The sequence below is a fragment of the Winslowiella sp. 2C04 genome, from assembly GCF_050037805.1.
GTDB classification, from domain to species: domain Bacteria; phylum Pseudomonadota; class Gammaproteobacteria; order Enterobacterales; family Enterobacteriaceae; genus Erwinia; species Erwinia toletana_A.
On record NZ_CP188300.1, the window covers coordinates 2245067 to 2264486 of the forward strand.

Consider the following 19420-nt stretch of genomic DNA (forward strand, 5'->3'; position numbering starts at 1 on the left):
GTCTCCTTGAGCACAAAAGGGCCGGCAGCCCGACCTGAGAGTCAATCAGGCGCCTGGGGTTGTCGGCAAGGGTAAATCAACCGGCCAGCAAAAGCGAACGCTGGCACCGCCAAGCGGGCTGCTGTCGATGATGACATGGCCGCCGAGCGCCAGCGCAATTGAATGCACAATTGCCAGTCCTAAACCGCAACCGCCGGTCGCGCGATCGCGGCTGGGATCGAGACGGACGAAAGGCTCAAACACGCGCTGACGTTCGGCAAGCGGAATGCCGGGGCCATCATCCTCGACCTGTAAACAGGCAATATTGCCATCAAACCATAGCCCGACCCGCAGCTGCCGATCGGCATAGCGCAGCGCATTATTCACCAGATTATCCAGCACCCGTTCCATCAGCCTTGCATCAGCAACGGCGATATTGTCGCGTTCTGGCGTATCCAGGCTGATAAGATGATCAGGATGGAGGATGCGGATATCGTCCAGCCTTTCCTGCAACCAGTGGGCCAGGTCGATTTTCTGCAAATTAAGGCCAACTTCAGGGCGATCGAGCCGTGCGTAGGTCAGCAGCTCTTCAATCAGTGCTTCCAGCTGGCCGATATCGCGGTTCAGCGCAGCAGATTCAGCGTCCGTCAGGTTATCACTCATCTCCAGCCGGTAGCGCAGGCGCACCAGCGGCGTGCGCAGCTCGTGGGCAATGCCGTCAATAAGCTGTTTTTTGCTGGCAACCAGCGTATTGATGTTATCTGCCATCTGATTAAAGGCAACGCCAAGGCGTATCAGACTGGACGCGCTGTCAAAATGGATACGCTCATCCAGATGTCCCTGGCCAAAACGCTGAGCGGCTGACTCCAGTTTCAGCATATCTTTCCAGTGCGGTCGCATCCAGATAAACACCGGAAACGCCAGCGACAGGCCAATAAAAGCCAGCAGTGCGATATCCAGCAGGCGCATCTGATGCAAAAAGAACAGGTAGGGAATCGGGCCGACCACCAGCACATAGTGGCTGCGTGGGATATGCTGCAAAAAGCTATATTCATCATCCAGCGTGACGATCTCTCCGGCGCGCAAGCGTCGCATGTCCGCTGGCTCAAGCTTAATCTTATTAAGCGGGCGGATATGCATTTTAAAGGAGAGGTTCAGGTCGAGGTTATTGATGGTCTTATTCCAGTCGCGTGGCGGGATGCCGCGCAACTCGCTGCCCATCAGATACAGCGAGCTTTTCATCAGGTCATCCATCGACTGGCGACCGGAGCGCTCTGCGGTGAATTTGTACACCAGGCCTACCAGCAGCGCCATCACCAGAAAGCAGACAAACAGCAGCAGGTAGAACTGGATAAAAAGCTTTCTCATGCGTTGTTAATTTCCCAGGCATGCGGAGCAAACAGATAGCCCTTATTACGGATAGTTTTAATCCGGTAAGGCTCGGTAGCACTGTCATTTAATTTTTTCCGCAGCCGCGAGATGGCGACATCGATACTGCGGTCAAGACCATCATAGCTGACGCCGCGCAGGGTTTTCAGCAGCGCGTCACGATTGAGAGTTTGCCCTGCGTGGGTTGCCAGCTCCCACAGCAGATCGAAGTCGGCAGTGGATAGCGGAATATTTTCGTCAGACAGCGCAACCTGGCGATTAAGCGGGTCGATGAACAGCGTGCCGAAACGCAGTGCTTTATGGCCCGACAGCGCCGGCGCAATTTCTTCATTGCTGTTACCGCCTCCTGCCTGCCGCAAATGAAGTCGCAGGCGCGCCAGCAGCACTGCGGGCGGCGTAGTTTTCAGGATATAGTCATTAGCGCCCATCTCCAGCGACAGAATATGGTTCATATCACTGTCGAGTGAGGTGAGCAGTACAATCGGGCCGGACCAGCTGGCACGGAGATCGCGGCACAACGTCATGCCATCTTTACCGGGTAACATGATATCCAGCATCACCAGGTCGGGCCGGTTGGCAGCGATCACCGCTTCTGCGCGATCGCCGCGACTTTCGACTAAGACATCGATACCATGGCGGCCGAGATAAGCGGCGATTAATTCGCCAACGTCCTGATCGTCTTCAACAAATACTATTTTGCTCATCATGCTGTACGTCTGTATGCGGGGGAGAGCAGCATATCCTGTCTTGCGGATAACAACTATGAACCCACGTTAAATAACTCAAGATGTATAGAACTACCCCTACAAAATATGCGATTATATTCCCAGGGCTGTTTTACAGTATTTTCCATCGGGAGGAGAGCGAGGGTGTCTGAGAAAGAACTGGCGTCAGCCGGATACAGTGACCGCATCTGCTTCAATTATATGGATTTTCTCTCCGCCTCGTGCAAGAAACGCTGGAGCTTTGTTGACGCTATTTATGGCGTGCTACCCATCTTTGGGATGGTGACGCGCAATCCCGCTCATCATCAGCCAGCCTCGTCCGAACGGCTGAAAGAATTAGCGTTGCAAATCATTTCAACCCAGGTCAGCGACGAAATTAACATCGCACGGCTGATTACGCTGGCTGAACAGCAGCAGATTAATCAGCTGGATATCCTGTTGCCTTATACACTTTCTGCGCAGCAGCTGGAAACCATTCAGCTGGAATATCGCAAACCGCTCAATCTCACCCAGCATGAAGATCGTCTGAGCATCCATTTTCCAACCACCGCGCATTAACCGAGTGTGAACCTTCAGACTTTTGCCTGAAGGTCCAGTCAGCGCGTTACTTTACCAGCATCCACATCGCCGGTAAGGCCGCAACCATCAGCACAACAATCGCACTGCATTCCACGCGGCTTAAACCCTGCGCTGCGCGTCCACCGCGACGGGCGAACAAAAACAGCAGCAGGCCTGGCGCATACAACACCACTGACAACATTAAGTGTAGCGGACCAGAAGCGTACAGCAGCCATAAGCCATAAATGCAGGCACCCAGCGCCACCAGCGTAATACCCGGTTTATTCAGCTTGCGCGCCACCTGATACAGATAGGCGCCTACCAGGAAATAGGGGACGAGGATCATTTCAGAAGCGATAGTCAGCAGGGTGTTGTAATCGGATTGCGTCAGCCAGATCAGAATCAGACACAGCTGGACGCTGCCGTTGGTCAGCCATAGCGAAGCCGATGGCGCACTGCGTGCATTCTGCTTACTGAGCGAACGCGGAAAAGCCCCCTGTTGCGCGGCAATAAACGGCACTTCAGCCGCCATAATGGTCCAGCTGAGATAAGCGCCGCACACCGATACAATCAGACCGACGGCGATCACCACATCGCCCCACGAACCGATTAGACGCGTCATAAGACCCGCCATTGAAGGATTGCGCATTTCTGCCAGCTCAGCGCGGGGCACAACACCCAGCGACAGCAGCGTCACCAGCAGATAGACGCACAGCGCGGCAATCACTGCCAGCAGCGTGGCGCGGCCGACATCTTTTTTATTTCGCGCACGGGCAGAAACCACCACCGCGCCTTCGACGCCAATAAACACCCACAGGGTGATTAGCATCGTCTGTTTTACCTGCTCCCAGACCGGTTTACCCAGCGCCACGCCGGTGAAATCAAATTTAAAGCGGTCGAAGTTAAACGCCGCAATTGCCAGTAACACAAACAGGCCGAGCGGCAGTAGCTTACCCAAGGTGGCAACCAGATTGATGCTGGCGGCAGTCTGTACGCCACGCAGTACCAGCCAGTGCACCAGCCACAGCAGAATGGAAGCGCCCAAAACCGCCTGCCAGGTATTGCCGTCGCCAAACACCACCCGATCCGGCGAATCGGTGAAGAAACTCAGGGCTGAGAAGACAATCACCAGATATGAGACGTTGGCAATCACCGCACACAGCCAGTAGCCCCAGGCGGAGCAGAAGCCGACCAGATCGCCAAATCCGGCGCGCGCGTAGGTGAAGATTCCGCCGTCCAGTTCCGGTTTCAGACGCGTCAGTAATAGCATCGCCAACGCGAGAAAAATAATCCCGGTGCCGGTAATCAGCCAGCCAATCAGCAGCGCCGCCGGGCTGGCAACCGCCGCCATATTTTGCGGCAGACTAAAAACGCCGGCACCCAGCATGGAGCTAAGCACCAGAGCGGTGAGGGCGGTTAGACCTAATTTTTTATCCAAGAATGTGTCCTGACTACAGCATAAATAACTAATGGACGGGCTAACGAACGAATTTTACGCAATGAAAGACGAATGTGTTCGACCGAAACCCCTAAAACTGGCGGCCGATTTTACGGAGAGGAAAAGCGGAGTGCAATGACTGACTATGCAAAAACTGCTACAGATTATTCAGAAAGGCAGCGGGCAGCAAAATGCTGCCCGAGATGATGCTTATTTGAACAGATCTGCCGAAACGGTGAGGTTACCACCACTCTGGTTCTGCCACTGGCGGGTTACATGATAATACTTGGCACCTTTAGCCGCCGCACGCTTGGCCACTTCATGGGAAACTTCAGTTGGGGTACTGAAATGTCCGGTAAAGGTTACCGAGTCAAACGGCTGCATCTGTGCGGCAGTAATGTTGTTCAGCTCCTGAACAGATTTGCCGTCAGACAGTTTAACGGTGTAACGCTGACCGGTTGAGCTTTGCGTCTGGTAGAAATTACCCACCTGATTGCTTGGGGTTTCGGAGGAAGCTACGCCCGGAATTTCGACCTGCTTCGCCGCGGCACCGCCAGCAGCCAGTGCGGCTTTACCGGCCTCAGAGTCGGCAGGGATCAGGTTCGGGCTCTGCACCTGGCGTTTTGCCGCATCGGCTTTATACACATACGCCGTGATGTACTGATTACCGCCATTATTGGCATCAACCTGACGGACGATAAAGAATGATGCGGCACCTTTTTGTTTTGCTGCTTTGGAAATCGCGTCATTGACGTCCGGCTGGCTGCGATAGAAACCGCTAACCGAAACGGTATCGAAAGGTTCCAGTTGGAAAGCTTCGCCTTTTGGCAGCTCTTTCACGCCGTTGAATACGCGGTATTCAGTGGTATTTGCCGCAGCAGGCGCATCGGCGTGATAAAGATCGGCAGTAACGCGCCAGTTGCCGCCATTACCGTTATTATCACTAATGCCCTGGATATAGTAAGAGGCAGCGCCCATTTCGTCGGCGCGTTTGGAGATGGCTGCGCTGGCGTCGTTAATCGCATTAAAACGGCCGTTAATTGAGATTCGATCAAATGGCTTTAACGAGGCCGCTTTTTCTGGCGACAATTCCTCTGCCGCGTATGCGGATAGTGTCGTGACAGACAACAGGGTCGTCGCCAGAATGGTGTTCTTCAGCTTCATAAAAATAATCCTTCGCCTTACGCAAAAAATGAGTACGAAAACGTGCTGGACTCTTGATGTGTAACAGATTAGCTGTCGATTATTGCATGTAATAATGGCTGCTGTCTCAGGCAATTTATGCCATTTCCTTGCATCGATATCAGGCAATATTCTGTTAAGTCAAAATAAGTATAAAACTGGACGCACAGCGAGTTGTTTACCACTTATGCTGGTTATAGATATTAGTTAATTAGTTAACGCTTTGTTAATTAATGGTTTTTACAGTTAATAAATTTGTCATGAACCGATTTTGCATAGCAGATTATGCGTAATTTACTGTTAAATTCAGTGCCAAAATAGTGTTTTTCCCACTTGTCTCTGAATTTTTATGTGAAAGTGTCAGCTATAGCACGCGGCGAGTGGATCGAGAGACATATTTTCAGTAGGTTATAAATAGTTTGAAACAAGTCAGTTTCGGTCATAAGGGCCGGAGCGAGTGAATACAAACCATCCTGACTCTACCCGGACAGTTAACGTTTAAGGTGTTAATGGCCGAGGAGATAACCGATGAAAGGGAATACTATGTTAATTGGAGTACCGAAAGAGCGGCTGCCCAATGAAGCGCGAGTCGCTGCCACGCCGAAAACCGTCGAGCAGCTGTTAAAACTCGGCTTTACGGTGGCGGTCGAAAGCGGCGCGGGTAAGCTGGCCAGCTTTGATGATGCGGCTTTTGAGGCCGCAGGTGCCAGCATTACCGATGCGGTAAATGTCTGGCAGTCCGATATCGTGCTAAAAGTGAATGCGCCAACCGATGACGAAATTGCGCTGACGCGAGAAGGCAGCACGCTGGTGAGCTTTATCTGGCCTGCGCAAAACCCGGCGCTGCTGGAAAAGCTGGCGGCGCGTAAGGTTACCGTGATGTCGATGGATGCCGTGCCGCGTATTTCACGCGCTCAGTCTCTTGATGCACTCAGCTCGATGGCGAATATTGCCGGTTACCGTGCAATTGTCGAAGCAGCCCATGAGTTTGGTCGTTTCTTTACCGGTCAGATCACTGCAGCAGGCAAAGTACCGCCGGCCAAAGTGATGGTGATCGGAGCGGGCGTTGCCGGGCTGGCGGCGATTGGTGCGGCAGGCAGCCTTGGCGCGATCGTTCGTGCCTTTGATACTCGCCCGGAAGTGAAGGAGCAGGTGCAGAGTATGGGCGCCGAGTTCCTTGAACTGGACTTTGAAGAGGAAGCCGGCAGCGGCGATGGCTATGCCAAAGTGATGTCAGAAGCCTTTATTAAGGCCGAGATGGAACTGTTTGCCGCACAGGCGCAGGAAGTGGACATTATTGTCACCACCGCGCTGATTCCGGGACGTCCGGCACCGAAATTGATCACCCGCGAAATGGTGGCCTCAATGAAACCGGGCAGTGTGATCGTCGATCTGGCAGCACAAACTGGCGGTAACTGTGAGCTGACGGTAGCGGATACCGTGACCACCACCGATAACGGTGTGAAGATTATCGGCTACACCGATTTGCCAAGTCGTCTGCCGACGCAGTCTTCGCAGCTGTACGGAACGAACCTCGTTAACCTGCTGAAACTGCTGTGCAAAGAGAAAAATGGCGAAATCGCCATTGATTTCGATGACGTGGTGGTGCGCGGCGTGACGGTGATTCGTGACGGCGAAGTCACCTGGCCTGCGCCACCGATTCAGGTTTCAGCCGCGCCAAAAGCCGCGCAGCCTGAAGTGAAAACGGCGGCGAAAGAGCCGGAAAAACCCGCGTCACCGCTGCGTAAGTATCTGCTGATTGCGCTGGCTATCGTGCTGTTTGCCTGCCTGGCAAATGTCGCACCGCCGGAGTTCCTGTCGCACTTTACCGTGTTCGCACTCTCTTGTGTGGTCGGCTATTACGTGGTGTGGAATGTCAGCCATGCGCTGCATACTCCGCTGATGTCGGTTACCAATGCGATTTCCGGGATTATCGTGGTCGGCGCGGTGTTGCAGATCGGTCACGGCGGCTGGGTGACGTTCTTCTCCTTTGTGGCGGTGCTGATTGCCAGCATCAATATTTTCGGTGGTTTCACCGTGACTCAGCGCATGCTGAAAATGTTCCGTAAGAACTGAGGACTAACAATATGTCTGGCGGATTAGTGACTGCAGCATACATTGTTGCCGCAATTCTGTTTATTTGCAGCCTTGCCGGGCTGTCAAAGCATGAGACCTCGAAGCGGGGCAATATTTTTGGCATGAGCGGTATGGCTATCGCGCTGATTGCCACCATTCTCGGACCGGATAGCGGCAATGTCGGCTGGATCCTGGTCGCAATGGTGATTGGTGGCACGATTGGTATTCGTCTGGCGAAAAAGGTCGAGATGACTGAGATGCCAGAACTGGTGGCGGTGCTGCATAGCTTTGTCGGTCTGGCTGCGGTGCTGGTTGGTTTTAACAGCTACATCGACCATGCTCCTGGCCTGCTGCCGGTGATGGAAAATATCCATCTGACCGAAGTGTTTCTCGGCATCTTTATCGGTGCGGTGACCTTCACCGGCTCGATTGTGGCGTTTGGCAAACTGCGCGGCAAAATCTCATCACGCCCGCTGATGCTGCCGCATCGTCATAAGCTGAATCTGCTGGCGCTGGTGGTGTCGTTCCTGCTGCTGCTGATGTTTGTTCGCTCGGACAGTGTCGGCGTGCAGGTCTTCGCGCTGTTGATCATGACCATTATTGCGCTGGCATTTGGCTGGCACCTGGTGGCTTCTATCGGCGGTGCTGATATGCCGGTAGTGGTATCGATGCTTAACTCTTATTCCGGTTGGGCAGCTGCGGCGGCAGGCTTTATGCTGAGCAACGATCTGCTGATCGTGACCGGTGCGCTGGTCGGTTCCTCCGGTGCAATTCTCTCTTACATTATGTGTAAGGCGATGAACCGCTCATTTATCAGCGTGATTGCTGGTGGCTTCGGTACGGACAGCAGCTCGACGGGTGAAACGGAAGAGGCTGGAGAGCATCGTGAAATCAGTGCGGAAGAGACGGCAGAAATGCTGAAAAACTCCTCATCAGTGATTATTACCCCAGGCTACGGTATGGCGGTGGCGCAGGCGCAGTATCCGGTGGCAGAGATCACCGAGAAGCTGCGCGCTCGCGGTGTGAAGGTGCGTTTCGGTATTCATCCGGTTGCCGGGCGTCTGCCGGGCCATATGAACGTGCTGCTGGCTGAAGCGCGCGTGCCGTATGACGTGGTGCTGGAAATGGATGAGATCAACGACGATTTCGCAGATACCGATACCGTACTGGTGATTGGGGCGAATGACACCGTTAACCCTGCGGCACAGGAAGATCCTCGCAGCCCAATCGCCGGAATGCCGGTGCTGGAAGTGTGGAAAGCGCAGAATGTGGTGGTGTTTAAGCGTTCAATGAATACCGGCTACGCCGGGGTGCAGAACCCGCTGTTCTTCAAAGACAACACCCAGATGTTATTTGGTGATGCCAAAGCCAGCGTGGAAGCCATTCTGAAAGCGCTGTAATATTTTGGCCCCTCTTGTGGTTTGGGAGGGGCTAATATTTGCCCGAGCAATAGGTCATTGTGCCATGCTCACCGCGGTAAATATCCTCTGTCGATCTCCCAACTTATGAATTTTGTGATTGCTGATATCAGGTTAGCGGTTCGGTGGTGGAAAAAAATCAGGGGAAGGGGATTATCAATCGTGCGCAGTTGCTGCATTAAGTTGTCAGGTCAAAAAAAACGGGCCCACAGTGGTCTGTGGGCCCGTCAGATCTATCGGCTACTAACGCTGATGATGAGCTAATGGATGCGGCTGTGTGCGGCGACCCAGCATACCCATTGCACCAGCCAGTACGGCTTCAACAATCAACATAAAGAAGGCGAACCAGCTTGCTTTAGCGGTGGCGGCGGCGGCTTTCTCACCGGCTTCACGCGCTTTTTGCTCAGCTTGCTGTTTCAGTTCTTCATATTTAGCTCGTGCCTGCTGATAACTTTTTTCAGCCTGGTCAACCATCTGCTCAACTTCCTGGTCACTTTTACCGGTACGCGCTTTAATAATATTTTTCAGCGCATCACGGTCGGCGGCCTGGAATGTACTTTCATTGCGATCAATCAGCCCACGAATAAATCCTGCAAGATCGGTATCAGCATTTTGCGGCGCATTGGCCGTAGCTGATGCCTGATTTTGCGCATTATTCACTTCATTCTGTGCTTTATTTTCCAGATTCTCCGGCTGTAACTCGGCTTTACCGCTCTGGCCTAAAGTCGTTTCAAGCTCATTTTGTAAGCTGTCGAGGTTAATATTATTTTCTGCCAGTTTGTCTTTAACCATCTGGGTGGCCGGTGGCGCAATGGCTGAAATTCCACTGCCCAGCGTCTGTAAGCCTGAACCGATGATGTTGCCAGCGCCGGTCAAGGTATTATTCACCACCACAATCAGGAACCAGGTGCAGATCAGCGTGTTAACGCCAAACATCAGCAGACCATGCAGCGCGCCTTCACGCTGTGCAAGGCGTCCGCTGGCGTATGCACCGGCAGCGATGGAAATCAGCATACTGGCGCCGGTCCAGATTGCCGCTCCGGTCCCTATACCATCCAGCGGATTTTGCTCTTTCAGGGGATCAATGGTACTGGCACCGATAGCGGTGCCCAGAATCGCCAGTAAAAGATAAACCACCATTGAAATAATGACGCCAGCAAAAATGGCGCTCCAGGAAATACGTTTTAATGGTGTGCCTCTGACCGGTGCAACTAAATTATCATTGTAATTTCCAGTCACGTTAGCTGAGTTTTCATTCATGAGGATATCTCCATTTATCGCCGAAGTTTACTTTTCATAAAACAGCAAAGAAAAGGTGCGATAGCACACTTAACTGAGTTGCATTTCATCTGACCTTTATCAGCCTTTGTAAGATTAGTCTCACTAAGCTGAATGCACCAATAAATATTCAAATAATTTAACTATTGCGCTGCTGGCATAAAAAAATGATTATAAATCAAGGGTAAAGAGAGGCGAGTAGGCGATGAAGGGATAAAATTTATCGGGACATTCCGTAAGGGTATTTCAGAATAAATAAAGCGTTTATTTTTACTGGTAATAAAAAACCGGCTGAGACTTTATCTCTTACCGGTTTTTTGTTTTTAGATTTTATTACCCGAGGGATTGATTCAGGCCGCTTTTGCCTTAATCATCCTCATCATCATCCAGTTCGACTGGGGTAGCAAAACCATCTGGTTTAATCACCAGCAGATCACAGCGCAAGTGGTCGATAACCTGCTCTGCGGTGTTGCCTAAAAAGGCCGCAGAAATGCCGGTGCGCCCGATGGTTCCCAGCACCACTATACCGGCATCCAGATGTTCAGCCAGATCGGGAATAACCTCTTCCGGTAACCCTTTTTCGACGTGGGTGAATCTTTCATCCATAGCAAATTTTTGCCGCAGGGCTTTCATTGCCACCAGGTGCTGCCCACGAATTGCGTCGTTATACACGCTGGGATCAAAATCGGGCAGTTCGATGGCAATATTAATAGGCGTAACCGGATATGCACCCACCAGATGGACCTCGGTGTGGTTAACCATATCCGCCAGTTCGCGGGTTTCTTTTACCAGTTTTTGATTGAGCAAATCGTGATGCGGCTCTTCACTGGCTAAATTGACCGCTACCAGCGCTTTACCTCCCTCAGGCCATGGCTGATCCTTTACCATCCATACCGGGCTTGGACATTTGCGTAACAGATGCCAGTCAGTTGGGGTGAAAATCACCGCTTCCAGCCGATCGTGTTGATGGGCCATTTTCAGTACCAGATCGTGTTTGCTCGTCAGCACTTCCTGGATAATGGCTTCAAACGGACGATTATGCCAGACCACTTTTATCTCGATGTCGACGCCGGCTTCAAGATAAGCATTAGCCTGTTCACGAATCCATTCGGTACGCTGACTGATGACGCCTTTACGCATATTGGTGCGTTCGTCTGGCGACAGCAGGGTAGTCATTTCGTAGGAGAAATCATAAATAGGCAGGAAGGCTTTGATTTTGCCGCCAATCTGTTGATTGAGATACACCGCACGGCGCAGCGCAGGCTGGTCATCCTGTTGAGGATCGATCGCTACAAGGATGTTTTGATACTTAACCATACTGGGGTCTCCTTACACGACGAGGTGTCAGATTAAAGATAGCCCAATAGCGTGCAGGGAAGAAGCAAAAAAGTTGTAGCCGGATCAATAAAATAACAAATATTGATCCGGCGTAAGCTTACAGCAATCAGTGACTCTGACCGGCAAGCTCTGAAAGCAGGTCGTGATTCTCAATGGTGATATATTTGCCTTTAACCGCCAGCATTCCGCTTTTCTGGAAACGGCCGAGTAAACGGCTGATAGTTTCAACGGTTAAACCCAGATAGTTACCGATATCGCCACGGGTCATGGTCAGGCGAAACTCACGCTGTGAGAAGCCGCGCTGGCCAAAACGACGCGACAGGTTCCAGATAAACGCCGCCAGACGCTCTTCGGCATTTTTCTTTGACAGCAGCAGGATCATATCCTGATCGCCTTTGATTTCACCGCTCATCAGACGCATCATCTGTTGACGCAGGCTGGGCATTTTGCCGGAGAGGTCATCAAGAGTTTCAAAAGGAATTTCGCACACCATGGAAGTTTCCAGCGCCTGGGCAAAGCTTGGATGGTGGGCAGAACTGATGGCGTCAAAGCCGACTAAATCTCCGGCAAGATGGAAGCCGGTAATTTGCTCATCGCCTTGTTCAGTAATGGTATAGCTTTTGATCGTACCGGAACGAATGGCGTAGAGAGATTTCAGTTCATCTCCCGCTTTAAACAGCGTCTGACTTTTCTGAATGGGTTTTTTGCGTTCAATGATGTTGTCTAACTGATCCAGCTCGTGTTCATTGAGCGTGAACGGGATACAAAGCTGGCTGATGCTGCAATCCTGACAGTGAATCGCACAGCCACCAGATTGGATTCGACGAACAACGCGTTTTTCTGGAATCATAATATACGCTCTGACGATAATTGATTGCGGTCAATTTTAACATTCTTGAGTTACAAAAAGAAACTCATCTGAGCAGTTTAGGGCACATAAAGATTAGGGATGCGAGCATCCATTCACATCCCGTTGAAAAAACTAGACTATTTTCACATCGCGACGTTTTATCCAGCATTGTTGCTGCTGGATAGTCCTTATCTCTGCCTTTCTGTCTGTTTCTGGCGGCTTGTACTGGTTGGCTTACCCCGTCAGACAGCGTTAACCCACGCGTCAATTGTTGTCCAAATGCGCCGCAAATAAGCTACAGCAGCAAATAACCTTCATGCTTCAGCAACCACTGTTTACGCTGTACTCCGCCGGCATAACCGGTCAGGGTGCCGTTTGCACCGATGACCCGATGGCAGGGCACGACGATACTAATCGGGTTAGAGCCATTCGCTGCTCCAACTGCCCGGGCCGCGCCAGCCCGGCCCAGCATGGCCGCCATTTCGCCATAGCGCAATACGCTGCCACAGGGGATCTCACGTAGCATATTCCATACTGAGCGCTGAAAATCAGTGCCATTCGTCGCCACCGCCAGCTGACGAATCACGGTAAGGTCGCCGTCAAAATAGCGGGTAAGTTGAGCGCTGAGGCCACCCGCGTTCTCCAGCTGGCGCAGACGAAAACCTTGCGTGCCGTAATGAATATTCAGCAGGCGCCGCATACGATCCCGGTACTCTTGCCATTCGACGGCGCGCAGGTTTTGCTGTTCATCACTGATGATGGTCAGCTGTCCAAGTGGGGTCGGGATAGTGTCTTCCAGTAATGTCATCATGATTTTCGAACGGTTATCCATTCCAGGCGATCTGCCCGCTTGGGCATCGTTAGTGAATTTATGCTGCAAATTCCTCACAGCATGCGGGTCGTTGCGACAAGGATTAAATGTCGCGGAAGTCATAGCAACCGATCGGCAACAGAGTTATGTTAGCGACAGTGCAAAGATTTGCCAGTCTGTGATGTGACTGGCAACCCCGTATGGACAACCTCCATACTTGTTACAGTGATTTCTGGCGGAGCAGCAGAATGAAAAATGAAAAGGAAATATCGATTGATGCGTTTACAGACAACGAAAAAATCGCTATCGATCAGCAAGTTAAAACTCTGATTGCTAAATCGGGCCAAACGCCGGGTGAGAAGCAACTGAAGGAGTTTACTAAGGAAGCCAAACGTCTGGTAATGAAAGCGCGGTTGGCAAAAGAAAAAGCCACGCCAGCGAAAACGCCGCGTAAAACCCGGGCAAAAAATCTCAGCGCCAGTGAAGTGGGTGACTTTAACTGGTCTGCCTCGGTCAATCTGGCGACGCGCCGCCGCTAATTATTCTGATACTTTTCCGGCCACCTCAGGGTGGCCTTGCATAAATAATTTTTATCATATTCCTGCCAAAACACCCGCTCAAAAATTCCCTTCTTTAATAATAAAATTAACCATTTATGGCACTGCTATATGACAGTAAAGCTCAGGCTTTTGTTCTCCATATTGAGACTACTATCTCTTTTCAGGCGATTTAATATTGCAAATATGTCATTAGAGACTATCTTAAGTTTAGCTGCCAGTCGCCAGGTTTTAATATTCATTCCTGATTCAAAGAGGGTAGGGTACGCATAAGTGATTACTGTAATGTTATTGCTGATAAACCCCAATGCTCTCAAGTGTTAATACGGTGTGAAGTAATATGAGTGTCATTTATCAGGTGTAGCTTATTGGGTGCAGATATGACGATTTTGTGCAATTTACGCTGAACCAGGTAAGCAGGCTTAAGCATACTCTAATTCAATGGCAGCCGGGAGATCTATCGCTATAAAGCGTCTTGTCTGTTGATATTGTTGAATGCCTGATTCGAATGCCGGGCGTAAATCCTCAATGTTTTATAAACGAATGTAAAGATCTGGTGGGTAAAATATTGCCAGCGGCGCAATTTCATAAGAATATGGCATTGCTTTATCAATTATCAAGCGATGATGATTTTTATCATCTCGTAATCAGGCTCGCAGGTAAAATATAATCACTAACATACTTACCTCGATGCATTCTGAACTAAAGTGCGCCGCGTGAACCTGCCGTAAGAGTTGAAGAAAAATCGCCGTCGCAGAGAAATAGATTAACGTAATAAACCGGTCATCCGGGATCAGTTAAATTTCAATTTTAAAAAACGAGCAATCGAAGAATAACCCGTTATTAACGTAGTTTTATGACAGAAAAGAGAGGTGTTGTATGAAGGCTACAAAATCAGTGTCAGGAAAAATCGTATTCGCTGTAGGTTTATTATTGCTGTCAGTGACAAGCGTTCAGGCTGCTGAGCGGACTCCTGAAGATATGAAATGCGACGAGTTTGTTAACCTGAATCCTAAAGCCATGGCTCCGGTAGCTTTCTGGATGCTGAGCGACAAAACCACTTACAAGGGCGGTGATACGGTCTCTTTGAAAGAGAAAGTTAACGTCAGCGTCCCTCAGATTGTTGATTTTTGTGAAAAAAATAAAGAAAAACCCGTGTATGAGTTCAGAAACAAACTCCAGGACCTGGTGGTGCATTAATCGTGTAAGTCCGGGTTTTATCGCTTAGTCGATGTTTAAGCCTTTAATGCACGGCCCCACGGACAGGGGCCGTACTTATGTGGTCATTAGCTTGCTGAGATATTGTCAGCCAAAACATAATATGCTGAAGAGTTTGTTTATCAGAGGCTGTAAAGGACGTGGTATGAGCGAGGGCGTTTTAGTCAGATAAGAGTGCGGCACGTTATTTTCACTACATCCATAAATCCAGTCTTCATCGCTCACGACAGGCATTAATCGTGGGCCTTTTGCATTTAAAAAATTATTTATTACACGCGGCTGTAAATGAAATCACCAGGCAGATAATAATAATTGATAGAGTTATGATATGAAAAAGAGGAAAAACAGACAGGAGTGACAATAGCAAATCACTCCTGTAAAAAATTTTAATTGACTAATGATGTTGTTTGATTAAAGATGTTTTTTGACTTTTTTCCACTCATCATCAACTTTAGTTTTGAAGCTGGCGCTCTTATCTGCGGTGCACGCCTGGATTACAGCAGGAGTGACAGTTTCAATACCGTCTACATCAAGAACGGCATCTTCAGGTTTATCTTTGCTGTTCAGTGCTTCTGCAAATCCTACTGCTGTTGGCTGGAATGAAGCGTCGAGAGCAAGAAAGTCTTCACAAGTCCACTTATTAACTGGGGTTGAGTGGGTTGCTGCGGATCCAATGGCGGGGATTAATAATGAACCGACAAGAATGATTCCTGATAATTTTTTCATTTAACTATCCTCATTTATACATTTGTGAATTCGAATTTAATTATAACAACGATTTTCGAAATGTGTGTTTTTTTTGAAATTAATGCCGATTAATTTCTTGCCGTTTTAGCTTTGTTGAATAAATCAGAGGGTTGTTGGGGCGCGCGCCCGGATAACATTATTCAGCCAGATGTAAATTTCAGGTGAAATAAAACCTTATAATCACCAGCTTAACCATCAATTAAGAATTTCTTATCAATTGGCATGATCTGATTGCCATCCAGTTTGCCCGCAACCTGCCGGACGTTGGAACATCTATTACCTGTTGCGAAGGTGAAAAGGGCTTGTCGCATCCCGCCAGAAGGTCTATTTTTTTCATTTTAAGCTTATTACCGCCGCCGTATGCTGAGGAGTGACGATGAACCTTGACGATAACGATCTGTTTAAACACGCCATGGAAGATGTCACGCCACTGAAAGAGTGTGCCACGATTCACTGGCTGCACACGCCGGGGACAAAATCCGTGCGTCAGCAACAGCCGGAAACGCCGGATAACTTTCTTATCGAGGGTTTTATCGATGTGATACCACTTGGTCAGCCGCTGGAGTTTACGGCCGAAGGTATTCAGCAGGGGGTGGTCGATAAGCTGCGGCTGGGTAAATATCAGCTGGATGCCAGCCTGAATTTACTGCGCCAGCCGGTAGCGGGTTGTCGCCAGTTGCTGTTTAAATTTATGCTGGAAGCGCGTAAGGAAAATCTGCGCAATCTTTTGATTATCCACGGTAAAGGGCGCGATGACCGCGCACACGCCAATATTATCCGTAGCTATATCGCGCGCTGGTTACAGCAGTTTGACGATGTGCAGGCGTATTGCGTGGCACAACCTCAGCATGGCGGCAGTGGCGCGCTGTACGTCGGCATGCGTAAAACCGAGCAGGCGCGCAACGATAACCGCGAAAGGCATGCTAAACGCAGCCGATAGCAGGCGTCACTGGGATGAATAAGGGTTAACTGCCGTTTTATCACCACAGGAGATATTTTCTCTGGCGTTCACCGTAATGCCAGCATCGCTGACTAGCTAAGATCCGAATCCAGTAAACAGTGTTTTGCTGCCGAGAGGAACTGCTCAGAAATATCATCGCCTTCGGTCGCTCTGGCCAGCATCAGCGCGCCGGTCATCAGCGCAAGCTGGGCAAGATGACGACGGGAAGGCGGATGACTCGGTTCGTTGTCCGGCACTGCGGCCAGACGCGCCGCCATTTTCTTGACGCCTGATGTGTAGACTTCCCGCACCGGTTTTTCTGGCGTCTTGCGCAGCACATCTGAAGCCAGTGCGGTAACGGCACATCCGTTGCCTGCATCGTCTCTGTGCACGGGCGAAAGATAGTATTCAACCAGCTGTTGAAAACTGTTTATATCACGTTGTGCAAGCAGTGCACTGGTGTTGGCGAACGCCTGCTGACAGGCCAGCGCCTCAAGCTCATCTTTAGAGCTGAAATGGCCGTAGAACCCGCCGTGCGTCAGCCCGACAGCCGCCATAATATCGTTAACGCTGACGCCATCAAGTCCACGTTCACGGAATAGCTGCGCAGAAGTTTTGATAATGTTGTCGCGATTGCGCTCCATCTGCTCTTTTGATACCCGACCCATTTTCTCCTCCCTATAAATTTAAAACTGGCGCCCGGTAAAGCCCGTGGCGACGTGATCTTAACATATCCAGCGCCGAACCCCTGTGCTCCGTATCTGAGGGTACGACGGGGACTTATTGCATCAAATGTTGTCTGGCGCAGAGTGACTCAATTATTAATTAAATGTCGATTGACATTTATTATAGATGTCGAGCATCATTTAAAAAACACATTCCGCGTTTTTTTTCATCTGAGGAACAAATATGACTGATAACGTTACCGTTCTGATAACCGGCGCATCCACCGGTATTGGCGCTATATATGCAGATCGCTTTGCCAGCCGTGGACACAACCTGGTTCTGGTTGCGCGCGATGCTGCCCGTCTTGAAGCGCTGGCTAAAAAACTCCAGGCACAGTACGGCGTCGAAGCAGAGATTATTCTGGCTGATCTCACGCAAGCCGGAGAGCTGGACGCGGTGGCTCAGCGTTTGCGTGACGACCGGCGGATTGGCGTTCTGGTTAATAACGCCGGCATGAGCCTGTCAGGCTCTTTTATCAGCCAGACATCGGCTGATATAAACCGCATGGTCGCGCTGAACCTGTCAGCGGCGCTGACCCTTGCACACGCCGTGGCACCGCGCCTTGCGGCGGCGGGAAAGGGCAGCATTATTAATCTTAGTTCGGTGGTCGGTCTGGCACCTGAGTTTGGCATGACGGTTTATGGCGCGACCAAAGCCTTCATTCTATTTTTGTCACAGGGATTGAGTATTGAGTTGGGGCCGCAAGGTGTGTACGTGCAGGCCGTACTGCCGGCCGCTACTCGCACGGAAATCTGGCAGCGTTCAGGGGTGGATGTCAATGCAATGAGTGGCGTGATGGACGCTGACGAGCTGGTTGACGCTGCCCTGGTCGGTTATGACCGTGGCGAGCCGGTTACAATTCCACCTCTTTACGATGAACATCAGTGGACCGTTAATGAGCAATCCCGGCAGGCGATGCTGCCAGGATTTAGCCAGCAGCATCCTGCGCCACGCTATCGCAACAGTTCCGAGTAAACTCCTTTCGCAGCGCCAGCCAGCGAGGCCGCTGCGGATAATTTTCTGTCTGATTTTTGAGGAAAGTTTTTTATGTCTGACAACATTCTTTTTAGTCCCTTCACCCTGAAGGGGCTGACCCTGGCAAACCGTATCGTAATGGCTCCGATGACTCGGGGCATGGCCCCGGCAGGCGTGCCAGGTGAAGCCAATGCAGATTACTATCGCCGCCGCGCGGAAGGGGAAGCCGGGCTTATTCTGACCGAAGGAACGGTGGTGGATCGTCCTGCATCACGTAACATGCCGGGCATTCCGTTTTTCCACGGTGAAGAGTCGCTGGCAGGCTGGAAACAGGTTGCTGATGCCGTACACCGCGCGGGTGGCCGAATCGGCCCGCAAATCTGGCATACCGGCTCCACCCGTGGCGGAGAGTGGCAGCCGGAAGCACCGGTAGAAAGTCCCTCTGGGCTGGTCGGGCCTGGTGATGCGCGCGGCGTAGCCATGAGCGAAGAGGACATTGCCGATACCGTCGCGGCGTTTGCCCAGGCTGCGGCAGATGCTAAACGCCTCGGATTTGACACCGTAGAGCTTCATGGCGCACACGGTTATCTGATTGATCAGTTTTTCTGGGCGGCGACCAATCAGCGCACTGACGCTTTCGGCGGCACTACCATCGCACAGCGCTCACGTTTTGCCGCAGAAATCGTCCGTGCGGTGCGTAACGCCGTCGGGGCAGATTTTCCGCTGATACTGCGCGTCAGCCAGTGGAAGCAGCAGGAATATGCTGCGCGTCTGGCCAATACGCCTCAGGAAATGACGGAGTGGCTGGCTCCGCTGGTTGAGGCCGGTGTTGATATTCTGCACTGTTCTCAGCGCCGGTTCTGGGAGCCGGAGTTTCCTGAGCAGGACGGTAACGAAGGTCTGAATTTCGCCGGCTGGGCGAAGAAGCTGACCGGTGCTGCCACCATCAGCGTGGGCTCTGTCGGGCTGTCCGGGGATTTCTTTGGAGCCTTTGGTGGGCAAGGCTCCGGCACTGCCGCGCTGGATAACCTCTACACCCGCATGGAGCGTGAGGAGTTTGACCTGATAGCGGTAGGGCGTGCGCTGCTCTCTGACCCGGGCTGGGTTCAGAAAGTTCGCACAGGTCGGGCAGCGGATTTACACGGCTTCCGCGCCGAGGACCTGGCCTCACTGAACTAGTTGTTGCGCCTGTTTAACTGATAAAACAGAGAGATA

The 19420-nt window shown here is 51.1% G+C and carries 18 protein-coding genes; 8 read left to right on the forward strand and 10 right to left on the reverse strand.

Features of this window, described 5'->3' with window-relative positions:
* Nucleotides 1–45 precede the first annotated feature (45 nt).
* Nucleotides 46–1347, reverse strand: coding sequence for a two-component system sensor histidine kinase RstB (gene rstB, locus ACP3TC_RS09980; RefSeq protein ID WP_426818121.1), 1302 nt, complete (start codon nucleotides 1345–1347; stop codon nucleotides 46–48).
* Nucleotides 1344–2072 (reverse strand): two-component system response regulator RstA, encoded by a 729-nt coding sequence (gene rstA / locus ACP3TC_RS09985; RefSeq protein ID WP_426818262.1) that lies wholly within the window; start codon nucleotides 2070–2072, stop codon nucleotides 1344–1346. The genes rstB and rstA overlap by 4 nt, the downstream gene beginning before the upstream one ends.
* Nucleotides 2073–2237: 165 nt before the next feature.
* On the opposite strand from rstA, the gene ACP3TC_RS09990 reads away from it, so the two are divergent.
* Nucleotides 2238–2651, forward strand: coding sequence for a hypothetical protein (locus tag ACP3TC_RS09990; RefSeq protein ID WP_313852075.1), 414 nt, complete (start codon nucleotides 2238–2240; stop codon nucleotides 2649–2651).
* A gap of 46 nt (nucleotides 2652–2697) precedes the next feature.
* Here ACP3TC_RS09990 and ACP3TC_RS09995 read toward each other — a convergent pair whose 3' ends face one another.
* On the reverse strand, nucleotides 2698–4089 hold the full coding sequence (locus tag ACP3TC_RS09995; RefSeq protein WP_313852074.1) for an amino acid permease: 1392 nt from the start codon (nucleotides 4087–4089) through the stop codon (nucleotides 2698–2700).
* A gap of 210 nt (nucleotides 4090–4299) precedes the next feature.
* Nucleotides 4300–5253 (reverse strand): DUF1471 family protein YdgH, encoded by a 954-nt coding sequence (ydgH, locus tag ACP3TC_RS10000; protein ID WP_313852073.1) that lies wholly within the window; start codon nucleotides 5251–5253, stop codon nucleotides 4300–4302.
* Between the two features lie 561 nt (nucleotides 5254–5814).
* Here ydgH and pntA point away from each other — a divergent pair.
* Both pntA and pntB read left to right on the forward strand, forming a co-directional pair.
* Nucleotides 5815–7347, forward strand: a complete 1533-nt coding sequence (pntA, locus tag ACP3TC_RS10005) for a Re/Si-specific NAD(P)(+) transhydrogenase subunit alpha (RefSeq protein ID WP_313857727.1) — start codon at nucleotides 5815–5817, stop codon at nucleotides 7345–7347.
* 11 nt (nucleotides 7348–7358) lie between these two features.
* Nucleotides 7359–8747, forward strand: coding sequence for a Re/Si-specific NAD(P)(+) transhydrogenase subunit beta (pntB, locus tag ACP3TC_RS10010; RefSeq protein WP_313852072.1), 1389 nt, complete (start codon nucleotides 7359–7361; stop codon nucleotides 8745–8747).
* Nucleotides 8748–9008: 261 nt separating this feature from the next.
* Here the strand turns inward: pntB and ACP3TC_RS10015 are convergent, their stop codons facing one another.
* The 4 genes from ACP3TC_RS10015 to ogt form a co-directional block, all read right to left on the reverse strand.
* Nucleotides 9009–10025, reverse strand: a complete 1017-nt coding sequence (locus tag ACP3TC_RS10015; protein ID WP_426818122.1) for a hypothetical protein — start codon at nucleotides 10023–10025, stop codon at nucleotides 9009–9011.
* Nucleotides 10026–10409: 384 nt separating this feature from the next.
* Complete coding sequence (uspE, locus tag ACP3TC_RS10020) at nucleotides 10410–11360, reverse strand: universal stress protein UspE (RefSeq protein WP_313852070.1); 951 nt, start codon at nucleotides 11358–11360, stop codon at nucleotides 10410–10412.
* A 127-nt stretch (nucleotides 11361–11487) separates the two neighbouring features.
* Nucleotides 11488–12231 (reverse strand): FNR family transcription factor, encoded by a 744-nt coding sequence (locus ACP3TC_RS10025; RefSeq protein WP_313852068.1) that lies wholly within the window; start codon nucleotides 12229–12231, stop codon nucleotides 11488–11490.
* A gap of 295 nt (nucleotides 12232–12526) precedes the next feature.
* The gene (gene ogt, locus ACP3TC_RS10030; protein WP_313857726.1) at nucleotides 12527–13042 is read right to left on the reverse strand and encodes a methylated-DNA--[protein]-cysteine S-methyltransferase; all 516 of its coding nucleotides are present in this window, start codon (nucleotides 13040–13042) and stop codon (nucleotides 12527–12529) included.
* 248 nt (nucleotides 13043–13290) lie between these two features.
* On the opposite strand from ogt, the gene ACP3TC_RS10035 reads away from it, so the two are divergent.
* On the forward strand, nucleotides 13291–13581 hold the full coding sequence (locus ACP3TC_RS10035) for a hypothetical protein (protein ID WP_313852066.1): 291 nt from the start codon (nucleotides 13291–13293) through the stop codon (nucleotides 13579–13581).
* A gap of 897 nt (nucleotides 13582–14478) precedes the next feature.
* Nucleotides 14479–14799 (forward strand): HdeA/HdeB family chaperone, encoded by a 321-nt coding sequence (locus ACP3TC_RS10040; RefSeq protein ID WP_313852064.1) that lies wholly within the window; start codon nucleotides 14479–14481, stop codon nucleotides 14797–14799.
* A 429-nt stretch (nucleotides 14800–15228) separates the two neighbouring features.
* Here the strand turns inward: ACP3TC_RS10040 and hdeA are convergent, their stop codons facing one another.
* Nucleotides 15229–15543 (reverse strand): acid-activated periplasmic chaperone HdeA, encoded by a 315-nt coding sequence (hdeA, locus tag ACP3TC_RS10045; RefSeq protein WP_313852062.1) that lies wholly within the window; start codon nucleotides 15541–15543, stop codon nucleotides 15229–15231.
* 397 nt (nucleotides 15544–15940) lie between these two features.
* Here hdeA and smrA point away from each other — a divergent pair, with 397 nt between their 5' ends.
* Complete coding sequence (gene smrA / locus ACP3TC_RS10050) at nucleotides 15941–16504, forward strand: DNA endonuclease SmrA (protein ID WP_426818123.1); 564 nt, start codon at nucleotides 15941–15943, stop codon at nucleotides 16502–16504.
* A gap of 92 nt (nucleotides 16505–16596) precedes the next feature.
* On the opposite strand, the gene ACP3TC_RS10055 is transcribed toward smrA, so the two are convergent.
* On the reverse strand, nucleotides 16597–17172 hold the full coding sequence (locus tag ACP3TC_RS10055; RefSeq protein ID WP_313852058.1) for a TetR/AcrR family transcriptional regulator: 576 nt from the start codon (nucleotides 17170–17172) through the stop codon (nucleotides 16597–16599).
* A 241-nt stretch (nucleotides 17173–17413) separates the two neighbouring features.
* Here ACP3TC_RS10055 and ACP3TC_RS10060 point away from each other — a divergent pair, with 241 nt between their 5' ends.
* Both ACP3TC_RS10060 and ACP3TC_RS10065 read left to right on the forward strand, forming a co-directional pair.
* Entirely contained in the window at nucleotides 17414–18205 is a 792-nt protein-coding gene (locus tag ACP3TC_RS10060) for an SDR family NAD(P)-dependent oxidoreductase (RefSeq protein ID WP_426818124.1), read from the forward strand.
* A gap of 72 nt (nucleotides 18206–18277) precedes the next feature.
* Entirely contained in the window at nucleotides 18278–19384 is a 1107-nt protein-coding gene (locus ACP3TC_RS10065) for an NADH:flavin oxidoreductase (protein WP_426818125.1), read from the forward strand.
* Nucleotides 19385–19420: the final 36 nt, after the last annotated feature.

What these genes read in the sequence shown, in the direction of transcription:
- rstB (WP_426818121.1), bottom strand. Translation starts at nt 1,347, where the DNA reads ATGAGAAAGCTTTTTATCCAGTTCTACCTGCTGCTGTTTGTCTGCTTT.
- rstA (WP_426818262.1), bottom strand. Translation starts at nt 2,072, where the DNA reads ATGAGCAAAATAGTATTTGTTGAAGACGATCAGGACGTTGGCGAATTA.
- ydgH (WP_313852073.1), bottom strand. Translation starts at nt 5,253, where the DNA reads ATGAAGCTGAAGAACACCATTCTGGCGACGACCCTGTTGTCTGTCACG.
- pntA (WP_313857727.1), top strand. Translation starts at nt 5,815, where the DNA reads ATGTTAATTGGAGTACCGAAAGAGCGGCTGCCCAATGAAGCGCGAGTC.
- pntB (WP_313852072.1), top strand. Translation starts at nt 7,359, where the DNA reads ATGTCTGGCGGATTAGTGACTGCAGCATACATTGTTGCCGCAATTCTG.
- ACP3TC_RS10015 (WP_426818122.1), bottom strand. Translation starts at nt 10,025, where the DNA reads ATGAATGAAAACTCAGCTAACGTGACTGGAAATTACAATGATAATTTA.
- uspE (WP_313852070.1), bottom strand. Translation starts at nt 11,360, where the DNA reads ATGGTTAAGTATCAAAACATCCTTGTAGCGATCGATCCTCAACAGGAT.
- ACP3TC_RS10025 (WP_313852068.1), bottom strand. Translation starts at nt 12,231, where the DNA reads ATGATTCCAGAAAAACGCGTTGTTCGTCGAATCCAATCTGGTGGCTGT.
- ogt (WP_313857726.1), bottom strand. Translation starts at nt 13,042, where the DNA reads ATGATGACATTACTGGAAGACACTATCCCGACCCCACTTGGACAGCTG.
- ACP3TC_RS10035 (WP_313852066.1), top strand. Translation starts at nt 13,291, where the DNA reads ATGAAAAATGAAAAGGAAATATCGATTGATGCGTTTACAGACAACGAA.
- ACP3TC_RS10040 (WP_313852064.1), top strand. Translation starts at nt 14,479, where the DNA reads ATGAAGGCTACAAAATCAGTGTCAGGAAAAATCGTATTCGCTGTAGGT.
- hdeA (WP_313852062.1), bottom strand. Translation starts at nt 15,543, where the DNA reads ATGAAAAAATTATCAGGAATCATTCTTGTCGGTTCATTATTAATCCCC.
- smrA (WP_426818123.1), top strand. Translation starts at nt 15,941, where the DNA reads ATGAACCTTGACGATAACGATCTGTTTAAACACGCCATGGAAGATGTC.
- ACP3TC_RS10055 (WP_313852058.1), bottom strand. Translation starts at nt 17,172, where the DNA reads ATGGGTCGGGTATCAAAAGAGCAGATGGAGCGCAATCGCGACAACATT.
- ACP3TC_RS10060 (WP_426818124.1), top strand. Translation starts at nt 17,414, where the DNA reads ATGACTGATAACGTTACCGTTCTGATAACCGGCGCATCCACCGGTATT.
- ACP3TC_RS10065 (WP_426818125.1), top strand. Translation starts at nt 18,278, where the DNA reads ATGTCTGACAACATTCTTTTTAGTCCCTTCACCCTGAAGGGGCTGACC.